This window comes from Polaromonas sp. P1_F1 (assembly GCF_056405795.1).
On record NZ_JBFUBJ010000001.1, the window covers coordinates 226,266 to 247,953 of the forward strand.

Annotated in this window: 18 protein-coding genes and 3 tRNA genes; 3 read left to right on the forward strand and 18 right to left on the reverse strand. The window is 60.4% G+C overall.

The window, feature by feature from the left end; all coding sequences use genetic code 11:
* Positions 1–34: 34 nt before the first annotated feature.
* The 9 genes from AC1DZE_RS01175 to AC1DZE_RS01215 form a co-directional block, all read right to left on the reverse strand.
* Positions 35–859, reverse strand: coding sequence for a siderophore ferric iron reductase (locus AC1DZE_RS01175; RefSeq protein ID WP_477672823.1), 825 nt, complete (start codon positions 857–859; stop codon positions 35–37).
* A complete protein-coding gene (locus AC1DZE_RS01180) occupies positions 856–2,739 on the reverse strand; it encodes an IucA/IucC family protein (protein WP_477699690.1) in 1,884 nt (627 codons plus the stop codon). Before AC1DZE_RS01180 ends, AC1DZE_RS01175 begins: the two co-directional genes overlap by 4 nt.
* Positions 2,736–3,347 (reverse strand): GNAT family N-acetyltransferase, encoded by a 612-nt coding sequence (locus tag AC1DZE_RS01185; RefSeq protein ID WP_477672825.1) that lies wholly within the window; start codon positions 3,345–3,347, stop codon positions 2,736–2,738. Before AC1DZE_RS01185 ends, AC1DZE_RS01180 begins: the two co-directional genes overlap by 4 nt.
* Entirely contained in the window at positions 3,337–4,575 is a 1,239-nt protein-coding gene (locus AC1DZE_RS01190; protein ID WP_477672826.1) for an MFS transporter, read from the reverse strand. Before AC1DZE_RS01190 ends, AC1DZE_RS01185 begins: the two co-directional genes overlap by 11 nt.
* Before the next feature lie 21 nt (positions 4,576–4,596).
* Positions 4,597–5,910 (reverse strand): lysine N(6)-hydroxylase/L-ornithine N(5)-oxygenase family protein, encoded by a 1,314-nt coding sequence (locus tag AC1DZE_RS01195; RefSeq protein WP_477699691.1) that lies wholly within the window; start codon positions 5,908–5,910, stop codon positions 4,597–4,599.
* A gap of 92 nt (positions 5,911–6,002) precedes the next feature.
* Positions 6,003–8,396, reverse strand: coding sequence for a TonB-dependent siderophore receptor (locus AC1DZE_RS01200; RefSeq protein WP_477699692.1), 2,394 nt, complete (start codon positions 8,394–8,396; stop codon positions 6,003–6,005).
* A gap of 176 nt (positions 8,397–8,572) precedes the next feature.
* Complete coding sequence (locus AC1DZE_RS01205; protein ID WP_477674268.1) at positions 8,573–9,640, reverse strand: FecR family protein; 1,068 nt, start codon at positions 9,638–9,640, stop codon at positions 8,573–8,575.
* Between the two features lie 99 nt (positions 9,641–9,739).
* Positions 9,740–10,363, reverse strand: a complete 624-nt coding sequence (locus AC1DZE_RS01210; RefSeq protein ID WP_477674269.1) for a sigma-70 family RNA polymerase sigma factor — start codon at positions 10,361–10,363, stop codon at positions 9,740–9,742.
* Between the two features lie 242 nt (positions 10,364–10,605).
* Positions 10,606–11,106 carry an Lrp/AsnC family transcriptional regulator gene (locus tag AC1DZE_RS01215; protein ID WP_477685837.1) on the reverse strand — a complete coding sequence of 167 codons (501 nt, stop codon included), beginning with the start codon at positions 11,104–11,106 and terminating at the stop codon, positions 10,606–10,608.
* Between the two features lie 265 nt (positions 11,107–11,371).
* Here AC1DZE_RS01215 and AC1DZE_RS01220 point away from each other — a divergent pair, with 265 nt between their 5' ends.
* The 3 genes from AC1DZE_RS01220 (at position 11,372) to AC1DZE_RS01230 (ending at position 14,730) form a co-directional block, all read left to right on the forward strand.
* A complete protein-coding gene (locus AC1DZE_RS01220) occupies positions 11,372–12,358 on the forward strand; it encodes a Bug family tripartite tricarboxylate transporter substrate binding protein (protein ID WP_477699868.1) in 987 nt (328 codons plus the stop codon).
* Positions 12,359–12,491: 133 nt separating this feature from the next.
* Positions 12,492–13,622 (forward strand): ABC transporter substrate-binding protein, encoded by a 1,131-nt coding sequence (locus AC1DZE_RS01225; RefSeq protein WP_477699693.1) that lies wholly within the window; start codon positions 12,492–12,494, stop codon positions 13,620–13,622.
* 337 nt (positions 13,623–13,959) lie between these two features.
* Entirely contained in the window at positions 13,960–14,730 is a 771-nt protein-coding gene (locus AC1DZE_RS01230; protein WP_477674271.1) for a tyrosine-type recombinase/integrase, read from the forward strand.
* On the opposite strand, the gene AC1DZE_RS01235 is transcribed toward AC1DZE_RS01230, so the two are convergent.
* From AC1DZE_RS01235 to gltX, 9 genes are all read right to left on the reverse strand, one after another.
* Positions 14,696–15,532, reverse strand: a complete 837-nt coding sequence (locus tag AC1DZE_RS01235; protein WP_477674272.1) for a phage/plasmid replication domain-containing protein — start codon at positions 15,530–15,532, stop codon at positions 14,696–14,698. The two genes, AC1DZE_RS01230 and AC1DZE_RS01235, sit on opposite strands and share 35 nt — an antisense overlap.
* 305 nt (positions 15,533–15,837) lie before the next feature.
* Complete coding sequence (locus tag AC1DZE_RS01240; protein WP_477699694.1) at positions 15,838–17,100, reverse strand: hypothetical protein; 1,263 nt, start codon at positions 17,098–17,100, stop codon at positions 15,838–15,840.
* Between the two features lie 281 nt (positions 17,101–17,381).
* Entirely contained in the window at positions 17,382–17,774 is a 393-nt protein-coding gene (locus tag AC1DZE_RS01245) for a helix-turn-helix transcriptional regulator (protein ID WP_477699695.1), read from the reverse strand.
* Positions 17,775–18,067: 293 nt separating this feature from the next.
* On the reverse strand, positions 18,068–19,006 hold the full coding sequence (locus AC1DZE_RS01250) for a hypothetical protein (RefSeq protein ID WP_477699696.1): 939 nt from the start codon (positions 19,004–19,006) through the stop codon (positions 18,068–18,070).
* 47 nt (positions 19,007–19,053) lie between these two features.
* Complete coding sequence (locus AC1DZE_RS01255; RefSeq protein WP_477699697.1) at positions 19,054–19,662, reverse strand: hypothetical protein; 609 nt, start codon at positions 19,660–19,662, stop codon at positions 19,054–19,056.
* Between the two features lie 134 nt (positions 19,663–19,796).
* Positions 19,797–19,873, reverse strand: a tRNA-Asp gene (locus AC1DZE_RS01260).
* Between the two features lie 104 nt (positions 19,874–19,977).
* Positions 19,978–20,053, reverse strand: a tRNA-Glu gene (locus AC1DZE_RS01265).
* Between the two features lie 83 nt (positions 20,054–20,136).
* Positions 20,137–20,212, reverse strand: a tRNA-Ala gene (locus tag AC1DZE_RS01270).
* A gap of 74 nt (positions 20,213–20,286) precedes the next feature.
* Positions 20,287–21,681 (reverse strand): glutamate--tRNA ligase, encoded by a 1,395-nt coding sequence (gene gltX, locus AC1DZE_RS01275; RefSeq protein WP_477672313.1) that lies wholly within the window; start codon positions 21,679–21,681, stop codon positions 20,287–20,289.
* Positions 21,682–21,688 lie beyond the last annotated feature (7 nt).

The window sequence follows — 21,688 nt, forward strand, 5'->3', positions numbered from 1 at the left end:
AGGCACAGCCGCATCGCGGGATCAATGGCCCGGACTACGAAGGATCGGCCAGCAATCGGGCGATACGCTTGTCGAGCGGGAGCTTGGGGCAGGTGCTGCATTTCTCGCCGTCATGGCGGCGAAAGTAGTGGCAGCACACCTTGCGGTCGAGAGCGAGCGCAGGCGTCCCGTCACGCGCCCGGTAGGCAAAAAGGCCGCAGCCGCCGCTGATGCCGAGCCGGGCCAGCCATTCCTCACCTACCGCGGCGACCTCGCTATCGGCCAGAACTGACCGGCTGCGATGCACTAGCAGCAGCGCGCCCAGCACACACTCAGCCTGCAGCCGGTCGGCGGCGCGTGCATGCAGCGCCACCAGCTGCATGAGTGCCGCCCGCGTGGATTGGCACAGTTCGCGCAGCTCGCCTGTTGCCAGGCGGATGCGTGAAGGCAGCGTCGCGGCCTTCATGGGTGCGTGCACCGGCAATTGAAAGTCGCTGGGAAACCCGTCCACCACGGGTTGTGCCAGGCCGGCGAGCCGCGGAACGTGCGTATCAAGATGCGCGGCGATCACGCTGAGGTACACCGGTTGCCAGATCGCTAGCCCCCAGCAGCGCAGCGCCACATAGTGCGCGCCGGCTTCGGGGTAGGTCTCTGCCCAGTGCCGGCACAGCGCCCGCAACGGGCCCGGCCTGGCCGCTGCGTCGTCGCCATGACGCAGTGCGCTGGGCAGCGGTGCATCGCCCTGCTCGCCGCGCAGCGAGGGTGCGATGCGCCCGGCCAGTTGCAACACGCGGGCGAGGTCAGCGTTGGGCGCGGACGCCCACGCCTGCAGCGGCGCGCCGTCACGCACCGTGTCCTCCGCCCGCATGTCAAAGCTCATGCAACGCTTTCCGCAACCGGTTCTGCCTCGGCCCGGTGCGCGGCGCGGCGGCGGAGCCCGCCTATCGGGTTCACAAGATTGCCGGCCATCTTCAGGCTGGACGCAGGGTCTGCCAGGTTGACCATCTGCACGTTGTTGCCGAGTTGCAGGCGGTTCAGGCAGGAATGCAGGAACTCGGGCACAAACATGTCGTAGTGCGCGAACTTTTCGGCCATCTCAGGGTGGGCATCCTGGTAATCGGATACGCAGTCGGCCACCGATTGCCAGAAGTCTCTCTCGCTGCAGCAGGCGTTTTCCACCAGCACCTGGTTGATGTGGCGCAGCACGCCGTCGAACACATCGATGAAGATGCCCAGCAGCTTGAAGTGGTCGGGCACATCGACCGCCAGCCGGTTGACGCGCTCCGGCAGCAGCGCCTTGGCCTCAATGTTGAGGATGGCGCATTCCTCGGCAATGTCTTTCATGATGGCGCGCACCGGCACATGCTTGTCCAGCACCAGGATCAGGTTCTCGCCATGCGGCATGAAGGTCAGGTCGTGTTTATAGAAGCAATGCAGCAGCGGCGTCAGGTAGGACGCCAGATAGCTTTTCAGCCAGGCCTTTGTGCTTAGGCCAGAGCGGCGGATCAACTCGKGCAGCAGGGCATGGCCGTCCTTGTCGACATGCAGCAGCGCGGCCATGGTCATCAGGCGTTCGCCCGGTTTGAGCAAGGGCAGCGGGCTCTCGCGCCACAGCGCCGAGAACATCTTCTTGTAAGGCGTGTCGACCGGTATTGCAGCCTCATAGTAGTGATTGCGAAAGCCGATGGAGGCGACCTCCTGCAGGATGGTGAAACCGTTCGCGCGCAGGAAGGTGTCGCCGGACACCAGGCCCTTGATGAATTCGTTGATGGCGGGCGTGCCCGACATGTAATACGGTGAGAGGCCGCGCATGAACCCCATGTTCAGGATGGATAGCGAGGTCTTCACATAGCGCTTGCTGCGGTCGCTGGTGTTGAAGAAGGTGCGGATGGACTGCTGGGCGATGTAGTTGTCGCGGCCATAGGCCAGGCAGATGATCTTGCGCTGGGCCACATAACCGGCGAAGGCGATCGACAGCTTGTTGAACCACTGCCAGGGATGGGCCGGCATGAAGTTGTAGTCGGCTGGATCCACGCCCAGCGCGGCCACTTCGCGGCTAAAGCCGTCTACCGTCTCTTGCCCCAGCTCTTCGGCCAGCAACTGCTCGTAGCTGAGCGTGGAGATGCTGGAGAAAGCCGCGTGGTCCTTGTGCACGGCCAGCCAGATGACGCGAATCTCCGAGCCGGCCTCAGGCGCGTAGGCCTGGTAGTCGGCCGCAGTGAAACCCAGCCGCCCGTTGTTGGCAACAAAACCCGGATGGCCTTCCGTCATGGCGACTTCAATGGTCTGGAAGTCAGTGGTGTCGGCCAGCTGGGCGCTGCTGGGTGCGTCTGCCTTCATGCGCTTGTAGGCGCTGCCGAAGAGCGTGCTGCTGATCTCGTCGAGGTAGATGGGCAGCAGCTCCTCGCGTATTCCCAGGCGCTGGCGGCATTCAATGATGAACTGCAGCGCGTCCAGCGACTGGTCTGCGCTGTTCACCAGCTTGCGGATGGATTCCGGTTTGATGTACCAATGGCGCAGCGCCAGACGTTGTGCTTCGAATTGGTAGCACACGGCGCCGTCGTCGGAGCACACCTGGTACAACGCGAAGCCGCCCTGACCGGCACGCAGCAGCTCCGGTTCGATGATGATCTCGTGGGCATATTCGGCAATGGCTTTGCGCAACAGCAGGCGGTTGGCTTGAGCCCAGACCTCCGGCGTCAGGTGGGCGGCGAACTGGGCCGGGTCGTGCGCGATCTGGTGGGCGATGGTGACGTTCATGAATGGACTTCCTCTAAGGTGGCGGCCGTAGCCTGTTCAAAATCCCGCCGTGTGCAAAAGGCGAGGCTGGCGATCTTCTCGGGGAAGACCACATCACGGTCGTAGGCAAAGCCTGCCGACCGGTTCAAGGCATGGACCTTGTGATTGGTGGCGTCGGGCTCCACGACGATGCGCCGCGCGCGCAAGTGTTCGAACATGAAGCGCATCAGCGCATGGAACGCGGTGCGCGAATAACCGACAATGCGCCGCTCAGGCGGCCCGATAAAAATGTGCATGCCCAGGTCACCGGGCCGCACGGTGTAGAAGGCCTTGATGCGGTCCTGCGCGGGGTCGTAGCACTCCGCCAGGAAGGCTGGCTGGCCTTCGTGCCAGCCGATGTAGGGTGTGGCGGTGCCGGAATCCATCATGCGCTGGTAGGCCTCACGAACTTCGTCCTCGGTCTTGTCCTGCATCAGCCAGAAGGCGGCACGCTCCTGGATGAACCAGCGATGCAAAGTCGGGATGTCCTCCGGTATCCGCAACGGGCGGAACACAAAACCCGTCTCGTCGCGGTACAGCCTTTGCACGGCGTCGGCGCGGCGGTGGATCGTGTCAGTCTCAATTGGCATGGGCGGGCTCCTTTAGAGAGGCGGGATGGGCTGACTTGTCGCCTTCCTCCAGATGCCCGGCGCTGGGTACTTTGAGGATCAGGCGATCCAGCAACGCAGTGAGTACAAAGCCACCGGCCGCCAGCAGAAAGGGCACATGCAGCCCGTAGCGATTGACAATCGCGCCCGCCGCAAACGAGGACAGCAGCACGCCCATGTTCTGGAAGAAGTTGGTGATGCTGTAGTCTTGCGCATAGCGCTGCGGCGTGGACAGGCGAAACAGGTTGACCTCCAGCTTGACGATGATCTGGAAGAAGGCCCAGCCGTACAGCACGCGCCCCAGCACGACCAGGAAAGGATCGGGTGCGGCATGCAGCAACAGGCCGACCGCGCCCAGCAGCAGGTTGCCCACCGTGTGGTCGGGCAGGTCCCCGCCGCGTGCCCGTATCCAGGCGTGCAGGCGCAACGCGACGATGGCCACCACGCCCGGTATGGCGAAGGCCATGCCCGACAGCAGCTCGCTGTCGTTGCCAGTGATCTTCTGCCAGTACAGCGCGAAGAAGGGGCGGATCAGGTAGGCGCTGAAGTCAAACATCAGCATCACCAGCGCCAGCTTCAGGATGGGCAGGCGGGCCAGCAGCCCGACGCGGCGCGCTTCGGTGGCTTCGGCCATTGCCTGCTCCCCGGTGTTGACGCGAATGATCTTTCCGCTGCGGATCAGGTAGAAGCAGACCGCCATCTGAAAATAGTCGCCGGCCGCCATGGCAAAAATGCTGGCGCGCGGCCCCCAGGTCTGCAGCACAAAGCCGCCCACCACCGCGCCGAAGATGGCGCCGAAGTGCACCACCACCGACAGGATGCCAATGGTGGCCGCATGCTGCTCCTTGGGGGTCAGGCGCATCATGTACGGGTACATCAGCAGGTAGCTGCTCTTGCACATGAACATCAGCATGGACAGCACCCAGTAGATCTTCACCGTAGGCGCCCAATCGCTCAGCAGGCTGAAGGTGCCGGCGGCAAACTGCGTGTAGACCAGCAGATGCAGCGGCTCGACGCGGCGCGCCACGCGCGCCCACAATGGCAGGGTGCACATCACGGCGATGGAGATCGCCGCCACGTAGGCGCCCACGTGCACAGGGCTGTCGATGCCGTAGCGCACGCTGAAAAACTGCGGGTAAAAGGGAATCAGGATGGCGTCGCTGATGACGGCTAGTACCGTCATCGTGATAATGTGAAATCTCAGGTTCATGTTGGTTGTGTCTCTCAGGCCTCAGAGCAGGACGAAGTCCGCAGTGGACGGAATGGTGAAATCCTGGATCGCGACGCGACGCTCGATCTTGTAGTGCTCCACGCCCGTGAGTTCGCGCAGGATGTAGGAGTTGCGGTAGCAGCTCATGCCCAGGTCCTGGTTGGTCATGCCATGGGTGTGCTGGCCGGCGTTTTGCACGAATATCTCGTTGCCGTTGAAATCGGCGGCGTAATTGCGCGCGAGGCGATAGCGGCCTTGTTCGTCCCAGCGCAGGCGGTGGCGGATGCCGTCAACGAAAGGCGGGATGTTCTCGCGATAACCCGTGGCAAAGACCAGCCCCTCGCTGCGGTGCGCATAACGTGCGTCGCAGTCAAGCTGGCGGAATTCGATCTCGTAGCTGTCACTTCCGGCGTCGTAGCGGCACCCCTGCAACTCGCAATTGGTAATGAGGTGCGTGCGCAGCGGCCCCTGCTTTCGCCTGTCGTCCAGCAGGTCATAGATCTGGTTGATCAGGCTGGCATTGACGCCCTTGTACAGGCTGTCCTGCGCGCGCACGATGCGCTCCTTCTTCCCATCGGCCAGGTTGTAGAAGTAATCGATGTAGTCGGGAGAAAACATCTCGAGCGTGAGCTTGGTGGTCTCCATCTGGAAGAAGCGCGAAGAGCGGGTGATCCAGGTCAGGCTGTAGTCGTGCCCGTCGGCGTCCTTGAGCAGGTCGTGGTAGACCTCGGCCGCGCTCTGGCCGCTGCCGACGATGGTGATGGAGCGCTTCTTCTGCAGCTCGGCCTTGCGGGTGATGTAGTCGGCGGTATGCAGGTAGCGATGCCCGCCCGGCGCGCAACATTGTGGGAAACGGGGCTTGGAGCCAACGCCCAGCACCAGTTTACGGCAGCGCATGACAAAAGGCTCGCGCTGCGGGCCTTGCACACCGGTCACGACATAGCAGCCGTTCTCGATGTCGTGGACGATCTCCTGCACGTCGTACTCGAAGCGCGCGTTGGGCAGGCGCGCCGCCGCCCAACGGCAGTAGGCGTTGTACTCAGCCCGCGTCAGGTAGAAGCTCTCGCGGAAGTAGTACGAATAGATTTTCCCTTCTTCCTTGCAGTAGTTGAGAAAGCTGAAGCAGCTGGTGGGGTCCGCCAGGCTCACCAGGTCGGCCAGGAAGGGGTTTTGCAGTGTGGTGTTGTCAATCAGCATCCCGGGGTGCCAGTTGAACTCCGCATTGCGCTCCAGAAAAACCGCGTTCACCCCGGTGATCGGCTCCGCCAGACAGGCCAGACTCAGATTGAAGGGTCCAAGCCCGATCGCAATAAAGTCATAGACATCATTTTTCATTGCACTGAACTCCCTGATTTCTGGTGCGCCATCCGGCGGCGCATGGTGATCAAAAGAATGCCCGCCGCTGGATACAGCACCGGACCGCGTTCCTACCACTGATACGTCAGGGTCGCGTTGACGCTGCGTGCGTCGCCCCAGTAGCAGTACTGCTGGCTCAGGCACGACGCCACATAGGTCTTGTCGAGGAGGTTATTGACACTCAGGCGAAGGTTGGTGCCCTTGAGCGACGGGTTCAGCTGGGCCAGATCGACGCGCAGCATCAGGTCCACCAGCGTGTAGGGCGGCACCTTCATGCTGTTGGCGTTGTCAACCCAGCTGGAGCCCACATGGCGCACGCCCGCACCCATGGTGTAGCCCTGTGCGAAGTTCCAGTCGCCCCAGACCGAGGCCATATGGCGCGGCGCCTGGTACGGCGTGTTGCCGGTGAAGCCGTCCGACGATTCGGTGAACTTCATGTCGGTATAGGTGTAGCTTGCCAGCACCGAGACCTTGCGGCTCAGCTGCGAACGGGCCTCCAGTTCGAGGCCGCGCGAGCGCACCTTCCCGGTAGGCTCAAAGTAGGTGGCGCCTACCGGGCGTGTGGCGACATTTTTCTGCGACAGGTCGTACACCGCCGCCGACAGCAAGGTGTTGGAGTCCTTGGGCTGGTAGCGTATGCCGACTTCCAGCTGTTTGGTCTCCGCGGGCGGCAGGTTGTTGCCTTGCCGGTCATTGCGCAGGCTGGGATTAAAGCCGTCCGAATAACCCACGTAGGGCGCAACGCCGTTGTCAAACAGATAGACAACGCCGGCCCGCTTGGTGAATTTGGAGCCGCTCCACTGCGCCGGATTTCCCGAACCATACTGGTTGGAGGCCTTGGCCCAGTCCATGCGGCCGCCCAGCGTGAAGCGCCAGCGGTCCAGCTCGGTCTGGTTTTGCAGGTAGAGGCCGGTCTGCTCCAGCTTGCGGTCGATGAGGTCGCTGGTCACGCCGGTCAGGCCCGGGGCGCCGTAACTCGGGTTGAACACATTGACGGGCAGCGCGCTGCCCGACTCCCAGTTCCCACTGACGCGGCGCTTCTGGTAGTCCAGCCCGGTCAGCAGGGTGTGCTTGAGCGCTCCCGTCTCGAAGTGGCCTTCGAGCTGGTTGTCGACCGTGTTGCCGCGTGTCGACTCCGTGGCGCCGGAATAGTAGCGGGTCAACTCGTTGGCGCCGGCCCAGCCATAACCGTAGATCTGGCGCAGCGTGGTATTCGCCGTCACGTGGCGAAAGTTCTGCCGGAACTTCCACGCATCGTTAAAGGCATGCTCGAACTGATAGCCGAGGAAGCGTTGCTTGCGCTGGTATTTCTCGACACTGGAATCTCCATCGAAGAAATACCGCGAAATCAGGCGGCCGTTGTGATTGGCATTGAGACTGGCGTCCGCCGGAACCCCGCTGTGATAGCTGCCCTCCGGGTCATCCTGGAGATAAGCCTGCAGCAACAGGCGCGTGTCGTTTGACGGATTGATCGCCAGGGATGCAGCAATCGCCTGGCGCTCTTCCTTGACTGTGCTGAACTGTGAGTCGAGCGAGCGCGTCAGTGCCGTCAGGCGAAAGGCCATCACACCGTCTTTGTCGATGGGCCCCGAAAGATCGACAGCCGCTTCCCGGCGGTTCCGGTTGCCGGTGGTGACTTGTACTTCCCGGTAAGGCTGGTACTGCGGTGTCATGCTGGTCAGCGCCACCAGGCCGCCCGGCGACGCGCGTCCGTACAGCACAGACGCAGGGCCCCGCACCACGTCAATGCGCTCCAGGAAGTAAGGATCCACCTGCATCGAGGTGTAGCTGCCCTGGTCGCTCAACATGCGCAGCCCGTCAAGCAGGGTGCTGTCTACGCTGCTGTCTTTGAAGCCGCGCAGCGCCACGTAGTCGTAGCGGTTGGACGCGCCCACCAGCCCTGTGAAGGCGCCGGGCGAGTAATTCAAGGCCTCGGAAACGCTGCGCGGTTTCTGGTCTTCCAGCTGCTGCTTGGTCACCACCGAGATCGACTGCGGCGTCTCGATGATGGGCGTGTCAGTCTTGGAGCCCGAGGTACTGCGCTTGGCGACGTAGCCATTGCCGCCGCTGGTGGCCGTTTCCTGCTCCGCGCCGGCCATCACGGTCACCAGCGGCAATGTTGCCGCGCCCGATGACGTTGAAACAGGCTTGACCACAAACACATTGCCGTCGATGGTCGCCGCCAGGCCACTGTCGGCCAGCAACCTGTCCAGCGCCTGCTGCGGCGTCAACCGGCCGGATACCGCGGGCGCCGTCTTGCCAGCCACCAGAGCGGGCTGGACCATCAACTCCAGCCCGGCCTGCTGCGCCAGGTTGTTGAGCGCCTGGGCCAGTGGCTGCGCCGCGAGGCTGATCTGCATGGGGGTGGCGGCGCGCGTGCTGGCGGCCCCCTGGGAGTAAACCACCGAGCTGCCGAGGGCCAGAATCAGGGCCAAAGGGGACAGGTGGAAGCGGGAACGAGGCATGCGTGCAATCTCCGGGAGAAGGTTTAAATAAGAATCCTTCTCATGTAGACGCGTGGGTCCCGGGAAACCCTAGGTCGGGCACAAAGTTTTTTTGTGTCCTGATGTCAGCCGTGCTTCGGCCAGCAGACTAGGCAGCTCAAGCTAATAACCAACGGTTAATGGCGAATGGCGAACGGTTAATGACCGGCGGCGACGATCTCGGCCTCGCCGCCCTGCTCGCGCAGCCGCACCGGCAAAACCTGCGGCAAGACGCGGGCGAAGTTGCCCGGCCGCCGCGGGTCGAACGTGCCCGTCACGCGCAGCGCGGCCACGGCCGGCTCCCGCACCGTCAGGTGCACCGGGCCGTAACGCTCAAACTCGGCCAGGGCCTGGTTCAGCGGTGTGTTGTCAAAACTGACGCGGCTTTCACGCCAGGGCGCAATCCCGGCTGCGGGCACGACAGACACCGCGCCCAGCAATCCCGACATGTCGCTCGCAATTTGCTGGCCCGCGACCAGCTCGACCGCCGCGTCCGTGGCGGACCGTTCGGCGCGCGCCACGCGCACACGCCCTTCTTCCACCGCAACCTGCACACCTGCACGGCCCGGCACACCAGGCGTGTAGCGCACAGAAAACCGCGTGCCGACCACCGTGATGCGCAAAGGCCCGGCCAGCACATCGAAAGGACGCGCCGGGTCACCCATGACCTGGAACATTGCCTGTCCCAGCGGCAGACGTACCACGCGGCGCTCACGGTAAAGCGTGACATCGGCGGTGGTCAGGGTGTCCAGCCTCAGGCGGCTGCCTTCCGGCAAGACCACCTCCAGCTGCTGGCCTCGGGTGGTGGCAAAACTTTGCTCGAACACCGGCTGCTGTTGCCAGAGGCTCCAGGCCATATAGCCCCCGCAGGAAACCATCAACGCCACGGCGGCCAGCGCGCCCTGCGCCACCCAGGCAGACAGCCCCTGCCACCAGGCGCGCTGGCGCGGCGCGGCGCGGGCGGCAGCAACGGCTTTGTCGTCGGCGAGGTTTTGCCTCAGCGTGCGCAAGCCGTCCGCCGGCAGCGCGTCGAGCAAACGCCAGTCGCGCTGGTGGCGCGCGAAGGCTGCGCCGTGGGCGCTGTCTGCCGCAAGCCAGGCCTGGAACGCAGCCTCGTCCGCCGCCTCAAGCTGCCCACCGGTACGCCGCACGAACCAGTCCAGCGCCGCTTCGTCGGGCTCTGTGGACGGTGCGGCTGGCGGATGGGCTGGCGGCGGGGTGTTCATGGTGTGCTTATCGGCTCTTGGATGTAGACGCACGAACAAACTGAAACCCTATGCCGGGAAAGCAAAAATACAAATAAAAATTCATTCGAAAGCCGAAAGTCATTCGCGGGCAGGTTTTCTTCGTCGGAGCACCGGGGTAGAGATGGGGGTAGAAGTTGGGCCGGCGGCGGCGGGCGCCCCGTCGAGCGCGTCTTTGCAGCGCCTGCAGGCGTCCATGGCCAGCTTGATGTGCTGCTCGACCATCTTGCGCGAGATGCCCATCTGCTCGGCCACCTCCGAATGCGGCAGGCCGTCAAACTTGTGCAGGATAAAGGCCTCGCGGCAGCGCAAAGGCAGGGCATCGATCGTGGCCAGCAGGGCATTCACACCCTGCGCGGAAGACGCCGCCGCATCGGGCTCGCAGGCCAGCGGCGCCGCGAGGTTCTCGAGCTCGGCGGCCGAGGCCTCGGCATCGGGATGCAGCGCCTCGCCGCGCACTTCACTGCGGCGGTGCTGGTCGATCTGCAGGTTGCGGGCTGTGCGGTAGAGCAGTGCGCGCGGCTCCGGCACCGCCTGGCCGGAATGCTGCACCGCCAGCACGCGCGCATAGCTCTCCTGCACGACATCAGCCGCGGCATCGCGGTTTCGCACCGTGCGGGAACAGAAGTTCAGCAGTTCTTGGTAATAGCGCTCAAGCACAGGTCGGTCATTGCCATGGAGGTGACGGATCCCTTCAAGCGGCATACGAGATGTGGCGGTGGCTGACCAGGCGCGCGTCGTAGATGGGAATTATTCTCATTATTACCGAAGCGTGCTACCGGGCCAGCACCATTACCTTTGATACCACGCGGCCTTGCTGAACAGCGGTTCGTGAATTCACATGCGGGTCTCAAGGGCCTGAGACATCGCAAGAAGGAAGCGAGGAATGTGCGTTGTCTATGGTCGGTGCGCTTCAACCTTCATCGGGATTGTCAACACCCTGAAAACTACATAACTGGCAGTTCCGTCGTTGAGAGCACCTGCTTCAGCACGACGAAAGTGCGGATCTGCCGCACCCCCGGGAGGTAGAGCAGCTCCGCAGCATGCAGGCGGTTAAACGATTCGTTGTCCTGCGTGCGGACGGTGACGAAATAGTCGAACTCGCCCGTCACCACCACGCATTCCAGGCAGCCCGGCACCTTCTGCACCGCTTTTTCGAAGTCGGCGAAGGACTGCGGTGTGGACCGGTCCAACACCACGCCGATCACGACCAGCATGCCAAGGTTCAGCGAAGCAGGATTGAGCAACGCGACGATGCGCTGTACCAGGCCCATCGACTTCAGGCGCTCCACCCGGCGCAAGCAGGCTGCGGGGCTCAGGTGCACCTTGGCTGCCAGTGCCACATTGGAGATCGATGCATCGCGCTGGAGCAAGCGCAGGATCACTCGATCAACCCGGTCCAAGTCAGGTCGCGGGGCAGTTGTTTCATTCTGTAAACGCACTTTTATTTCTCTTTTTTCTTTAATCACACACTTCTCCAAATTTCTGAATTCAATTATTCGAATAATTGATCTCAAAAGTCAATCATGTTGCAACCCTGTTGCGTGGCCTCGGCGATAGACTTTCCTTGACTCCTCAAGCGGATTTCCGACATGCCCTCCAACTTTGCCGCTTGGGAATTCTGGATATCCCGAAACGCAATGCCTGCAGTTTCCTGTTTCGCAATGGTTGATCAACGCGGCCCATGCCGTATCAAAGAGGAGCAATACGATGATGAACCCAAGGTATGAGAAGCGCTTCTTCCTGGCCATGGCGCTGGTCTTGCTGGCCCCATGGGCCAGCGTTCACGCGCAGGGCTATCCGTCCAAGCCGGTCCAACTGGTCATTCCTTTTCCGCCGGGTGGCGCCACCGACATCGCCGGACGGCTGGTCGCCAAGAAGCTGGGTGAGCGCCTGGGGCAACCTGTGGTTATCGACAACCGGCCGGGCGCCGGCACCGTCGTCGGCGCCGCTTTTGTTGCCAAGGCGGCGCCGGACGGCTACACGCTGCTGATCAGCTCTGGTTCCACCTTCACGGTGAATCCAGCGCTCATGCCCAAGCTGCCTTACGACCCGATCAAGAGTTTCGAGCCTGTCGGAATGGTGGCGCGCGTTCCCCTTGTTTTGCTGGCCAACGCCGATGTCCCGATCAACGACCTGAAGCAACTCATAACAGCAGTGCGCGCCGCGCCGGACAAGTACGTGTACGGGTCGTTCGGCAACGGCACCACAGGGCACTTCGCCGGCGAAATGCTGTGGAGCGCCGCCGGCATCAAGCTGCAGCACATCGCTTACAAAGGCAGCGCACCGGCGATGAACGACTTGATGGCCGGCCAGATCCCCTTCTCGATTGACACCGTCGCGGCGGCGCTGCCGCAGCTGAAGGCGGCCAAGCCGAGGATCAAAGCCATCGCCGTCACTGGCGAGAGCCGCGCGACGCAAATGCCCACGGTGGCGACTGTGGCGGAGAGCGGTTTCAAAGGTTTCTCGGCCGATTCCTGGCTGGCCATTGCCACGCCCAAGGGGGTGCCGGCGGATGTAAAAGCCAAGCTGCAGAAGGCGCTGGCTGAAACCATGAAGGATCCGGAGCTTCGCGAAAAACTCGTTGCGAACGGACTCGAATACGCCTGGGAGCCCGCTGCCACGGTTGCGGCGCGCATCGAAAACGAGCTGCCCCGCATGCGCGTGATTGCCCTGCGTTCCAACATCCGGATCGATTGAACGTGGCGGCCGGCAAGGACCTCGTGGCCTTCTCCGATTGTTACCCGTGGGGCTGGATTCACTATCTACAGCCTCAGGCTTGACAGGTGAAAGCGTTGCACGTGCGAGTTGGACCGCGTTAAGGAAACTGGAAATGAGAACTGGTCAGTTGATTGCCCGCTTGGCGGGCCTGGTTATCGCAAGCGGTATAGCGTCGTCCATACTGGCCGCGCAGCTTGTAGTCGGTCAGGTGGCGCCGTTGACCGGTATTGACGCGAGCCAGGGCCGCGCCTATGCAGCTGGAATGCAGTTGCATTTCAACGCCGTGAACAAGGCGGGCGGGGTCAACGGAAACACCTTCATCCTGGCGCGCCGCGACGACGCTGGACGTCCCGATGAAACACTCACCCAAACGCGCGCGCTTCTGGCCGAGGACAAGCCAGTGGTGCTTGCCGGCTACTTTGGAAGCCGCAATATCGCCCAGCTGGTTAGCGCGGGCGTATTTGAGCGCGAGCGCATCGTGCTGGTCGGCTTCCGCGCGACCGAACTGAATCTGGACGCTCCACAACTTTATGGCGTGCGCGCCACATTGCGGGACGAACTTGCGAGAATCACGGCGCACCTGGCGACAGTCGGAATCACCAGGCTTGGCTTGTTTTACGAAAATGGCCCCGGTGCTGCGCCACTCATCGCCGCCGCACAGGAAGCAGCGGCGAATGCCAAGGCCAGGATCGTACAAACGGCGGGTTATGACGCTGGGACCAGCCGCGTGGCTGCCGCCGCCGACGCCATGCTGCAAGCCTCGCCGCAGGCGATCATCATGATTGCAAGTGGAGGCGCTGCTTCCGGTTTTATTGAGAAATACCGCTCGGCCGGAGGAACGGCTCAGCTGTTTGCACACTCGGGCGCGGACATTGAGCAGATGGCGAAACGGCTTTCTGACGAGCAAATGCAAGGCATCGCGATCGCCCAGGTTACGCCCAGTCCCTACAAATTGACAAATCGGCTTTCCAAGGAGTTCAACGACATCGCGGCAACGGCCGGCGCGCAGGATGTTCCGATCAGCTACGCAATGATGGAAGGCTTCATCGCGGCCAAGGTGATCGTTGAAGCGGCCCGGCGGCAAGGCTCGCGTGTGACCCGTGAAGGTTTTGCTTCCGCTCTGGATGGACTGGACAGCTTTGACCTGGGAGGATATGTCATCGGATTTCGCCCGGGGATGCACAGTGGTTCACGCTTCGTGGAGATGACGATCATCAGCGGGAATGGAAGAATCCGGCAATAGAAAAGCAAGGCCGATACCGCTGCTTTGCGCCCCTCACCCAATCTTGAGGATGCAGTCAGGAAACAAGGGCCGGAAAAGAGAAAAGGGTTAGCAGATACTTACCTGCTAACCCTTATCAATATTGGCGGAGTGGACGTCGCTCACAAAAATAGCCGTCAATATCCATCATTCGCGGCAATCGCAAGCGCCTGAATGATTGCGGCACTGTCGGGTGTCCATCTTTGATCGGCAACTTCCACCCATATCAACGGCTAGATTGATAGCTCATTTGATAGCTAAGTCGAAACGTCCGATAGTCGAACCGGTTATGCTTCCTAAGTGCATTCTAGGAGCAGTCGTGCGCGGGCCAATCAACAAACTTACCGACACAAAGATCGAGGCAAAACTCAAAGAGGCGCAAAAGGCCATCAAGTTGGGACTTGGAAAGCCGATTCTGCTGGGTGACGGAGGGGGGCTGACCCTGCAGATCACCAAAACCGGGACCGCCTCGTGGTTACACCGCTACATGCGACTGGGCAAGCCTATGGCCGTTGGACTCGGCCCGTACCCCACAGTCAGTCTCAAAGTGGCACGCACCAAGGCCGAAGCGTGCCGACAGCAGATCGCAGCCGGCGACGATCCAATCACTGCTAAGCGCGCTGCCGAAACAGCAACCCGCCTGGCGACGTCGAAGGGCAAGACATTTAACGAATGTGCGGCCGAATACATCGCCGATCACCGTGAAGAGTGGAAAAACCCCAAGCACATCCAACAATGGGAAAACACCCTCCTCACATATGCGTCCCCGATCATCGGCAATCGACCGATCTCCAGCATCAGCACCGCAGATCTCAAACGCATACTGAATAGCATCTGGAAGACCAAACACGAAACCGCAACGCGCGTGCGGGGACGCATCGAGGCAGTAATTGATTGGGCAACGGCGCATGAACTGAGAAGCGGCGACAACCCTGCCCGCTGGAAAGGCCATCTTGAACACTTGTTGGCCAAATCCACCGCTGAAATCCTCCCGTTCTTTTTTTGGATTCCGCCAATCCAGGTGCAGCTGCCGCATGGACGCTTGTTTTATCAACTCAACCAGGAACAAGAACCATGGCATCAAAACTAGCAGTCAATACCGCCTTTCCCGAAGGCTTTGAATCCCCGCTTAAAAGAATTTCAATGGAAGAGCGTTGCGATGACGTCATTGCATCTATAGCTAACCGCGCAGGGATCAGCGGACCACCCTCCGAAAAGCGACGCTTCAACCACTTCTGGCGATACACCGCTTCGAGGCGGATGGTTTCATGTGCCAGCAGCATCAGGCGGGAGGTGTTCTGCGTGACCGGGATATTGAGGCGAGTCCTGCTGGCCACCTCGGCGGCCTTGTCGTAAAGCTTCAGCGCAGCCAACTGGGAATGCTGATCGAAATAAACAGACTCGTTGACGTACACGCTGGTGTTGTTTCCAGCAAGTAGACCGGCCAGCGCCAGCCCGTTGATTACAGCGCTAGTTTGCAGGCCGGCTGGTTTCGCGAGCAGAACCGGTGTGTCCACGCGGGTCACGTCCATGCCCCGTCCTCGGACAAACTCCGCTGCGTGCTTCAACGAGAAGCCGAACTTCAAGTCGCGGTTGGCCTCCTGAATGGCGGCGAATGCCAGCATTGGTACATCGCCGGATGAAATGATGTTGTGGCCTTGGCGAAGGAATGCCGGGCTAGTTTCCATCCGGTATTCGCGTTTGGACTTCACCGCCCTGACTTTCAGGGCCTGCTTACCGGCCGCTGTCACGAGCGAGCCCTTAGACCATTGCGCACCGTCGTCGCCGTCGATCTTCATAAACTTGTCGCGCAGTCGAGCGGGATCTGCATCGTGTACACACAGTCCGAGCGTGTCAACCATCATGCAAGCCTCAATGTCCTCAAAGTTCATACGATTTCCTATCTAGAAAATGCACCGCGCCGCCCTGGGCTACTCGCCGCAAAGCTATGTATCGGTGGTGCTGTTAATACGGTTTACGGCCCTGCGGCTGGTGGCAGCTATGCCGTATAGGCTTGCTACTGCTTATCGGCTGCACTGGTACGGCCTGCACTGTTTACAAGCTGTACGGTATTACGACCGCCGCCGGTCGGCTTACAAGCTGTACCGACCGCGAGTACCATGGCGTCTGCACACGCACGCCCGCCGAATACTTCCGCGTGCTGCGCGGCACTGTCGGCGGGCGCCGTTTTCCCTATCTACAGGGAAGTCCCTGACACGGGCAAGACCTCATCGTCATTAATCGACGAAGGCAGCTTTGCTCTCAGCGCCGCGATGGCCTCCGCCACGTTTTTCTTGGAAAGCGTGTGGTCGGCGAAATCAGGGTCATCGCCAGGCAAAAAACGGCTCTCGTAGGCGAGACGGGGGCCTAGGCTCGCGCTGAGGTTCAGTTGAGCGACAACCCAAGGAATCAGAATGTCGATGTTGGCCTCGTCGAGCAGTTCTTTGCGGTAGTCCAGAAAGGCATCGTCGTCATCAAACCAGTCCAGCCGCTTCAAATTCTTGCCTGCGAAGTAGGCGTCCAGTACGGCGCTGGCGCCGTCGGTCAAGCGGCTACGATCCACATCACTCTGATCGGTAGCCAGTGGCAGGTTCAACCACAGGGCATAACGCGTTGCCTCCCAGATGATCCTAAACGGGTCATTCGGATAGTCATCCTTGTTCCACTTGTCGTACCTGGCTGGAAGTTGGTACGTAGCTTCCTCGCCGAAGTGCAATTGCTTGCTCACATCCACTGTGACCTCAACACAGAGAACGCAGCGCGCTCTTGCACGCATGGGCTCTCGCAACTGTGGGGCGATTTTGCCGAAGCTGTAAGGACTCTCCTGATAGTCGCGAGCCAGATGCACCCGCGCTTGGCCGAAGCTCTTGAGGTGAGGAAGGTGAATCAGTTCCACGGTGAAGGCGTGCCGGCTTCCGTCGTCGCTGCGTACACGCGGACCCTTCGTCGTTGATTTGGGATGCGGATAGCTGTCATTGCTGTCCGTCACCTTCGCGTGATTGAGAAGATTCTGAAAAGCCCGGAACGCCTCGGTTTCACTGTCGAACTTGAAGTAATAGACCGCAGTGATGGAGTCCAGCGTGCAATCGTCAGCGGTGATAGATGCCAACTCGTTGTCGGGCAAATCCGGATACTGCTTCCTTACCCAGGCCTTGAAGAGGCTCAGCACGATGGGCAACGCTTGCGGGACCGCGTAGTTCTCGGTGTAGGCGCGCCGACACAGAAGCAAGCCGGCAAGGTCCGCGTTGCAGATGTAGCTGACGTCAGTCACAGTGGATTTATCGCCGGGCTCGTTGGCGACAATCTCCATTGATGCGTGGGTACCCGGGCCGAACCATTCATGCGTCGTGCGGCGCATCTTGGTACCGGATTCCCGTGCCTCAACCTGATGATCGAGTTCTGCGACTGCGCGAGCGAACGAGCTGGGCGGTGAGACCTTGAGAACAACCTTATGCTGCATGATGCGCTCCTGCCTGTTCGGTGATTTGGCGACCGGAGTCGCTGTATTCGACTGTGACGACGGGTTTGGCGGCTTTTCCGCCCTTAGGATGGGAAACGTTAAACATGAAAACTCCAAAAAATGAATGAGCTATCCCTCCCACCAACGTTGTGGTGGTTTTCAATAGCAGGAAGGTGAAGAGAACTCTTAGGGCTCTCGCGGCGGGTCGCGCCCAGAGGGCCACAAATGTGTTGTGATGGTCGGACCGAGAAAGGCCCGCTCAGATGGCTTCGATGGGGAAATCATTGGCCGCCCCCTTTAGGGAAATCGACCGGCGAAATCTCTGTACGAGCCGCTGCTTTGCTCAGAACGAATGCCACGATCTCGTGCTCTAACCACCTTGCAGCGGCTCTGCGGCTGGTGCCAAATTTGATCGGTGCGGGCAGTTCGCCCGTCGCGACCTTGGCATGTACCGCCGACCGTTTGAGTCCGAGCATGTCGCAGACGCGCTCGATGACGATAAGCTTTGGAACACCGTATAAGGGATATCCTGCAACCGTTGTGTGCGAAGCGGGAGCTACCTGGTCCAGCTCCGACTCTGATGCACGTGCAGCAGCAGCGGAGATCGGTGCGCGGACAATCTTGAGCTTTTTTGTGCGGGTCTGTGGAAACTGGCGCGGTGCTGAATCGATCATCAAGAACTCCATCAATATGTGCCATCGAGTGGCATTGATGTGATTGTTCTTGAGCGAACGATCTTGCGGAAGACGCACGAGCCCGGCCGGGCGCTAGCTACTTCTTCGGCAAATATCCGACCGAACGTGATAGCTCAGGCGGTAGAGCGTGCGCAGCGCATTTGCGTTCGCAAGTCAACACGTTTTGTATGAAAAGCGCAAGGACAAGACGTTTGCTTGGAAATTTGGTGGAGGCTGAATTTCCGAGTTTGTACCTTGGAATTTTTAAGGCCAAAAAGCGGCTCGTTGCCGATCTACAACGGTGCCGCGTTCTTGGGGGGCGGCAGGTCCCACTCGTCGAATTTGAGAAGCCCCAAGCATTCCCAGCCGTAGATCATCTTCCAAGCTTTATCGGCATATCTGTAGGCGCGGTCACAACGTTGGGCATCCGTGATTGTTTGTCGTTTATCGTCGGCAACGTCATAGTCGGGCAACAGCGTTGCGGCCTGCTCAATCGTAATCATCCCCGGCTTGCCCCGCCGCTTCGCCATAGGCAGGTGCTCGGTGCCCTCTGACAAGAGGGTCTGGGGATTTGACAGGAGATCGGCCAGTCTGAGGTAGCCGCGGAGCAGTTGCCGATTCGGCTTGTTGGTGGATTCCCTGGCCGCTTCGCCGCCCGTTGTTCGTGATGTTTGCAACAGATTGCTCGTGCTCAGCAGGCGTTCGAGGTACTTGACGGCGAGATCTGCTTGCGTTTGGAGGGCTAGGGTTCCGGGGCCGAATACAGGTGCTAGATCGAAAACGACCGCGACTTGCGCGCCGGGATATTCAATGCGTGGCTGGTGGTGTTTGAAATGGGCGACGGTGTCCTGCATTCGGTCCACCATCGCCGCGATGGGTGTCCAGCGCGGAAGTGAGTCGTTGTGACTTTCACTGTAGTGCTTGACACGCTGCAAGCCAAAACCTGCTTCGTGCGCAGGCGTCGGTCGGTATCCCCATTGGGCAAGATCGAATGACGGGTTGGTGCCGTCTACCATTGCTTGGTAAAAGCGATTTCGCCTGAGAAATTCCCAGGCGTACTCGGAATAGAAGGAGTCGTCATTGAGCGCGGCATACTCTTTCGCGGTTCCCGGTCGGGGAGCTCCGAGTATCTTTTTGGGCTCGAAATGCTCAACTATCGTGGGGTGAATGCGGCCGACCTCACGGGCGAAAGCTGTGTTGGATGGGATCATTCTGTTTTCCTTCATTGTCATTTTCTTGATTTGGTTCGGGTCTGCGAATTTGAGGGCTGGGCCTCAGTTCACGCCTGGCTGCACTGCTGGCCACTTAGAAGGGAGCGAAACTGCTCCTTTCCCTCCTCAGAACTCAGGAAAGCGGACAGATCGCGCATTGTTTCTTGCAGAGCTCGCGAAAATCCCGAGAACACATGGAAAGTGGGCAACGCTTTCTGATATTGCTCCTCAAGAAACGCGTCCGCTTCGAGAAAAGCTTCGAGCGTATTGGGCGCGATGCGATCAAGAAAATGATGGACGAGATGGTTGCGCTGCTCGACCATCAGCTCCCAGTTCTTTCGATGAAGCTCACGGGCCTCTTGGTCCACCTGGAGCCGAAATGAAAAAGACACCCAAGGCTTGTCCAGTTGCGTGGGTTCCGCCGAGCTCTCGGCCTCGTCCGACAGAATGTCATCTAGAAACTGTTCAACCAGCAGCCCAAGCATTTGCTTTGTGATCTTGCGACTTCGATCCTCCCTAAACTGCGCTAGCTCGTTCAAGGTGCCCGAAGCCCTCGCGTTCGCCAGTACAAATTTCAGATGCCCCTCGATCTGCTGATAGAGAAGTAGGTTTCGACCAATCTTTCGCTGGACGGCATCTTTAGCTGCAGTCTTGGCGGTCTCGCTGTCATCATTCATTGCAGTTCCCCCGCGAATGATTATGGGCAATAAAAAAGCCGCTGCGAAATCGCAGCGGCTTTTGATAGTTGCTTTGCTAGTTGAGAAGTGATAAAGTAAAAAGCTTTTACCAATCAACAACTTACAAGCATAACTGGCGGAGTGGACGGGACTCGAACCCGCGACCCCCGGCGTGACAGGCCGGTATTCTAACCAACTGAACTACCACTCCTGGTAGTGACAACATTCGCTCTTTCGAGCCAAGTCGCTTGGCCCTTGCGGGCCGGCGGTTGTCAACTTGCGCCTTGGACATCACACACAAGGTGCGATGAATGCTGGCGACCCTAAGGGGATTCGAACCCCTGTAGCCACCGTGAAAGGGTGGTGTCCTAGGCCTCTAGACGATAGGGTCAAAACCTTGGAACTTCCGGATGAGCCCCTGCTTTCACATGGGCCCACAAAACTTCAAATTCTTCCCGACTAACTTTTAACTTTTGGTGGAGGTAAGCGGGATCGAACCGCTGACCTCTTGCATGCCATGCAAGCGCTCTCCCAGCTGAGCTATACCCCCGTCAAGTTATTGAGGTTTCCCTGCAATTGTCGAGCCTTGAATTATAGCCCGAAAAATTGGCCTATTTCAAATCCTCAAACAAGCTTGAGCCGGGAGACCACATCTTCGCGCTTCATGAGCTCCAGAATCGCGTCGAGGGACGGGGTTTGCGGCGTGCCCATGACCAGCACGCGTACGGGCATTGCCAGCTGCGGCATCTTCAGGCCGGTGTCGGCCAGCACCTGTTTGATGGCGGCCGAGATCGCGGCCTTGCTCCACTCGCAGGCCACCAGGGAACTGCTCAGTTTTGCAATGGCCGGGCGCACTGCCTCCGTGACGTGCGTGCTGATGTCCTCAGCACTGGGCTTGCCCCCGGTCACCAGCAGTTGCAGCCAGCCGGCCAGCTCTACGAGTGTGCTGCAGCGGTCTTTAAAAAGCCCGCAACCGCGCGTCACCCATACCGGGTCCACGCCGGTAATGCCTTGGGCAGCCAGGAAGGGCTGCACCAGCGTTGCCAGTGTGTCATCAGGAGTGGCCTTCAGGTGTTGGGCATTGACCCAGCGCAGCTTGGCTTCGTCGAACTGCGCGGCGCTCTTGCCCAGGTGATCAAGGTTGAACCATTCAATGAATTGCTCGCGGCTGAAGATTTCGTCGTCGCCGTGGCTCCAGCCCAGGCGCGCCAGGTAATTGACCATGGCGTCGGGCAAATAACCTTCGGCGGCGTACTGCGTCACCGGCTTGGCGCCGTTGCGCTTACTGAGTTTTTCGCCCTGCTCGTTGAGCACGGTCGGCAGGTGGGCGTACACCGGAGGCTCTTTACCCAGGGCCTTGAAGATGTTGATCTGGCGCGGCGTGTTGTTCACGTGGTCGTCGCCGCGGATCACGTGGGTCATGGCCATGTCGATGTCGTCGACCACCACGCAAAAGTTGTAGGTCGGCGTACCGTCGGGCCGCGCGATCACCAGGTCGTCGAGTTCGTCGTTGCTGATCTCGATGCGGCCCTTGACCTTGTCGTCCCAGACCACACTGCCGCCCTGCGGGTTCTTGAAGCGCAGCACCGGCTGCACGCCTTCGGGCACGGGCGGCAAGGTCTTGCCGGGCGCCGGGCGCCAGGTGCCGTCATAACGCGGCTTCTCCTTGGCGGCCATCTGCTTTTCGCGCAGGGCGTCGAGCTCGGCCACGCTCATGTAGCAGGGGTAGACCAGGCCATCAACCTGCATCTGCGCAAGCACGGCCTTGTAGCGGTCCATGCGCTGCATCTGGAAAAACGGGCCCTCGTCGTGGTTCAGGCCCAGCCAGCGCATGCCTTCGATGATCACATCGACGGCTTCCTGGCTGGAGCGCTCGACATCGGTGTCTTCGATGCGAAGAACGAAGTCACCGCCAGTGGCGCGCGCAAAAGCCCAGGGGTACAGCGCTGAGCGGATATTCCCGAGGTGGATGAATCCTGTCGGGGAAGGAGCGAAACGGGTTCTTGTTTTTTGGGTCATTGAGGCA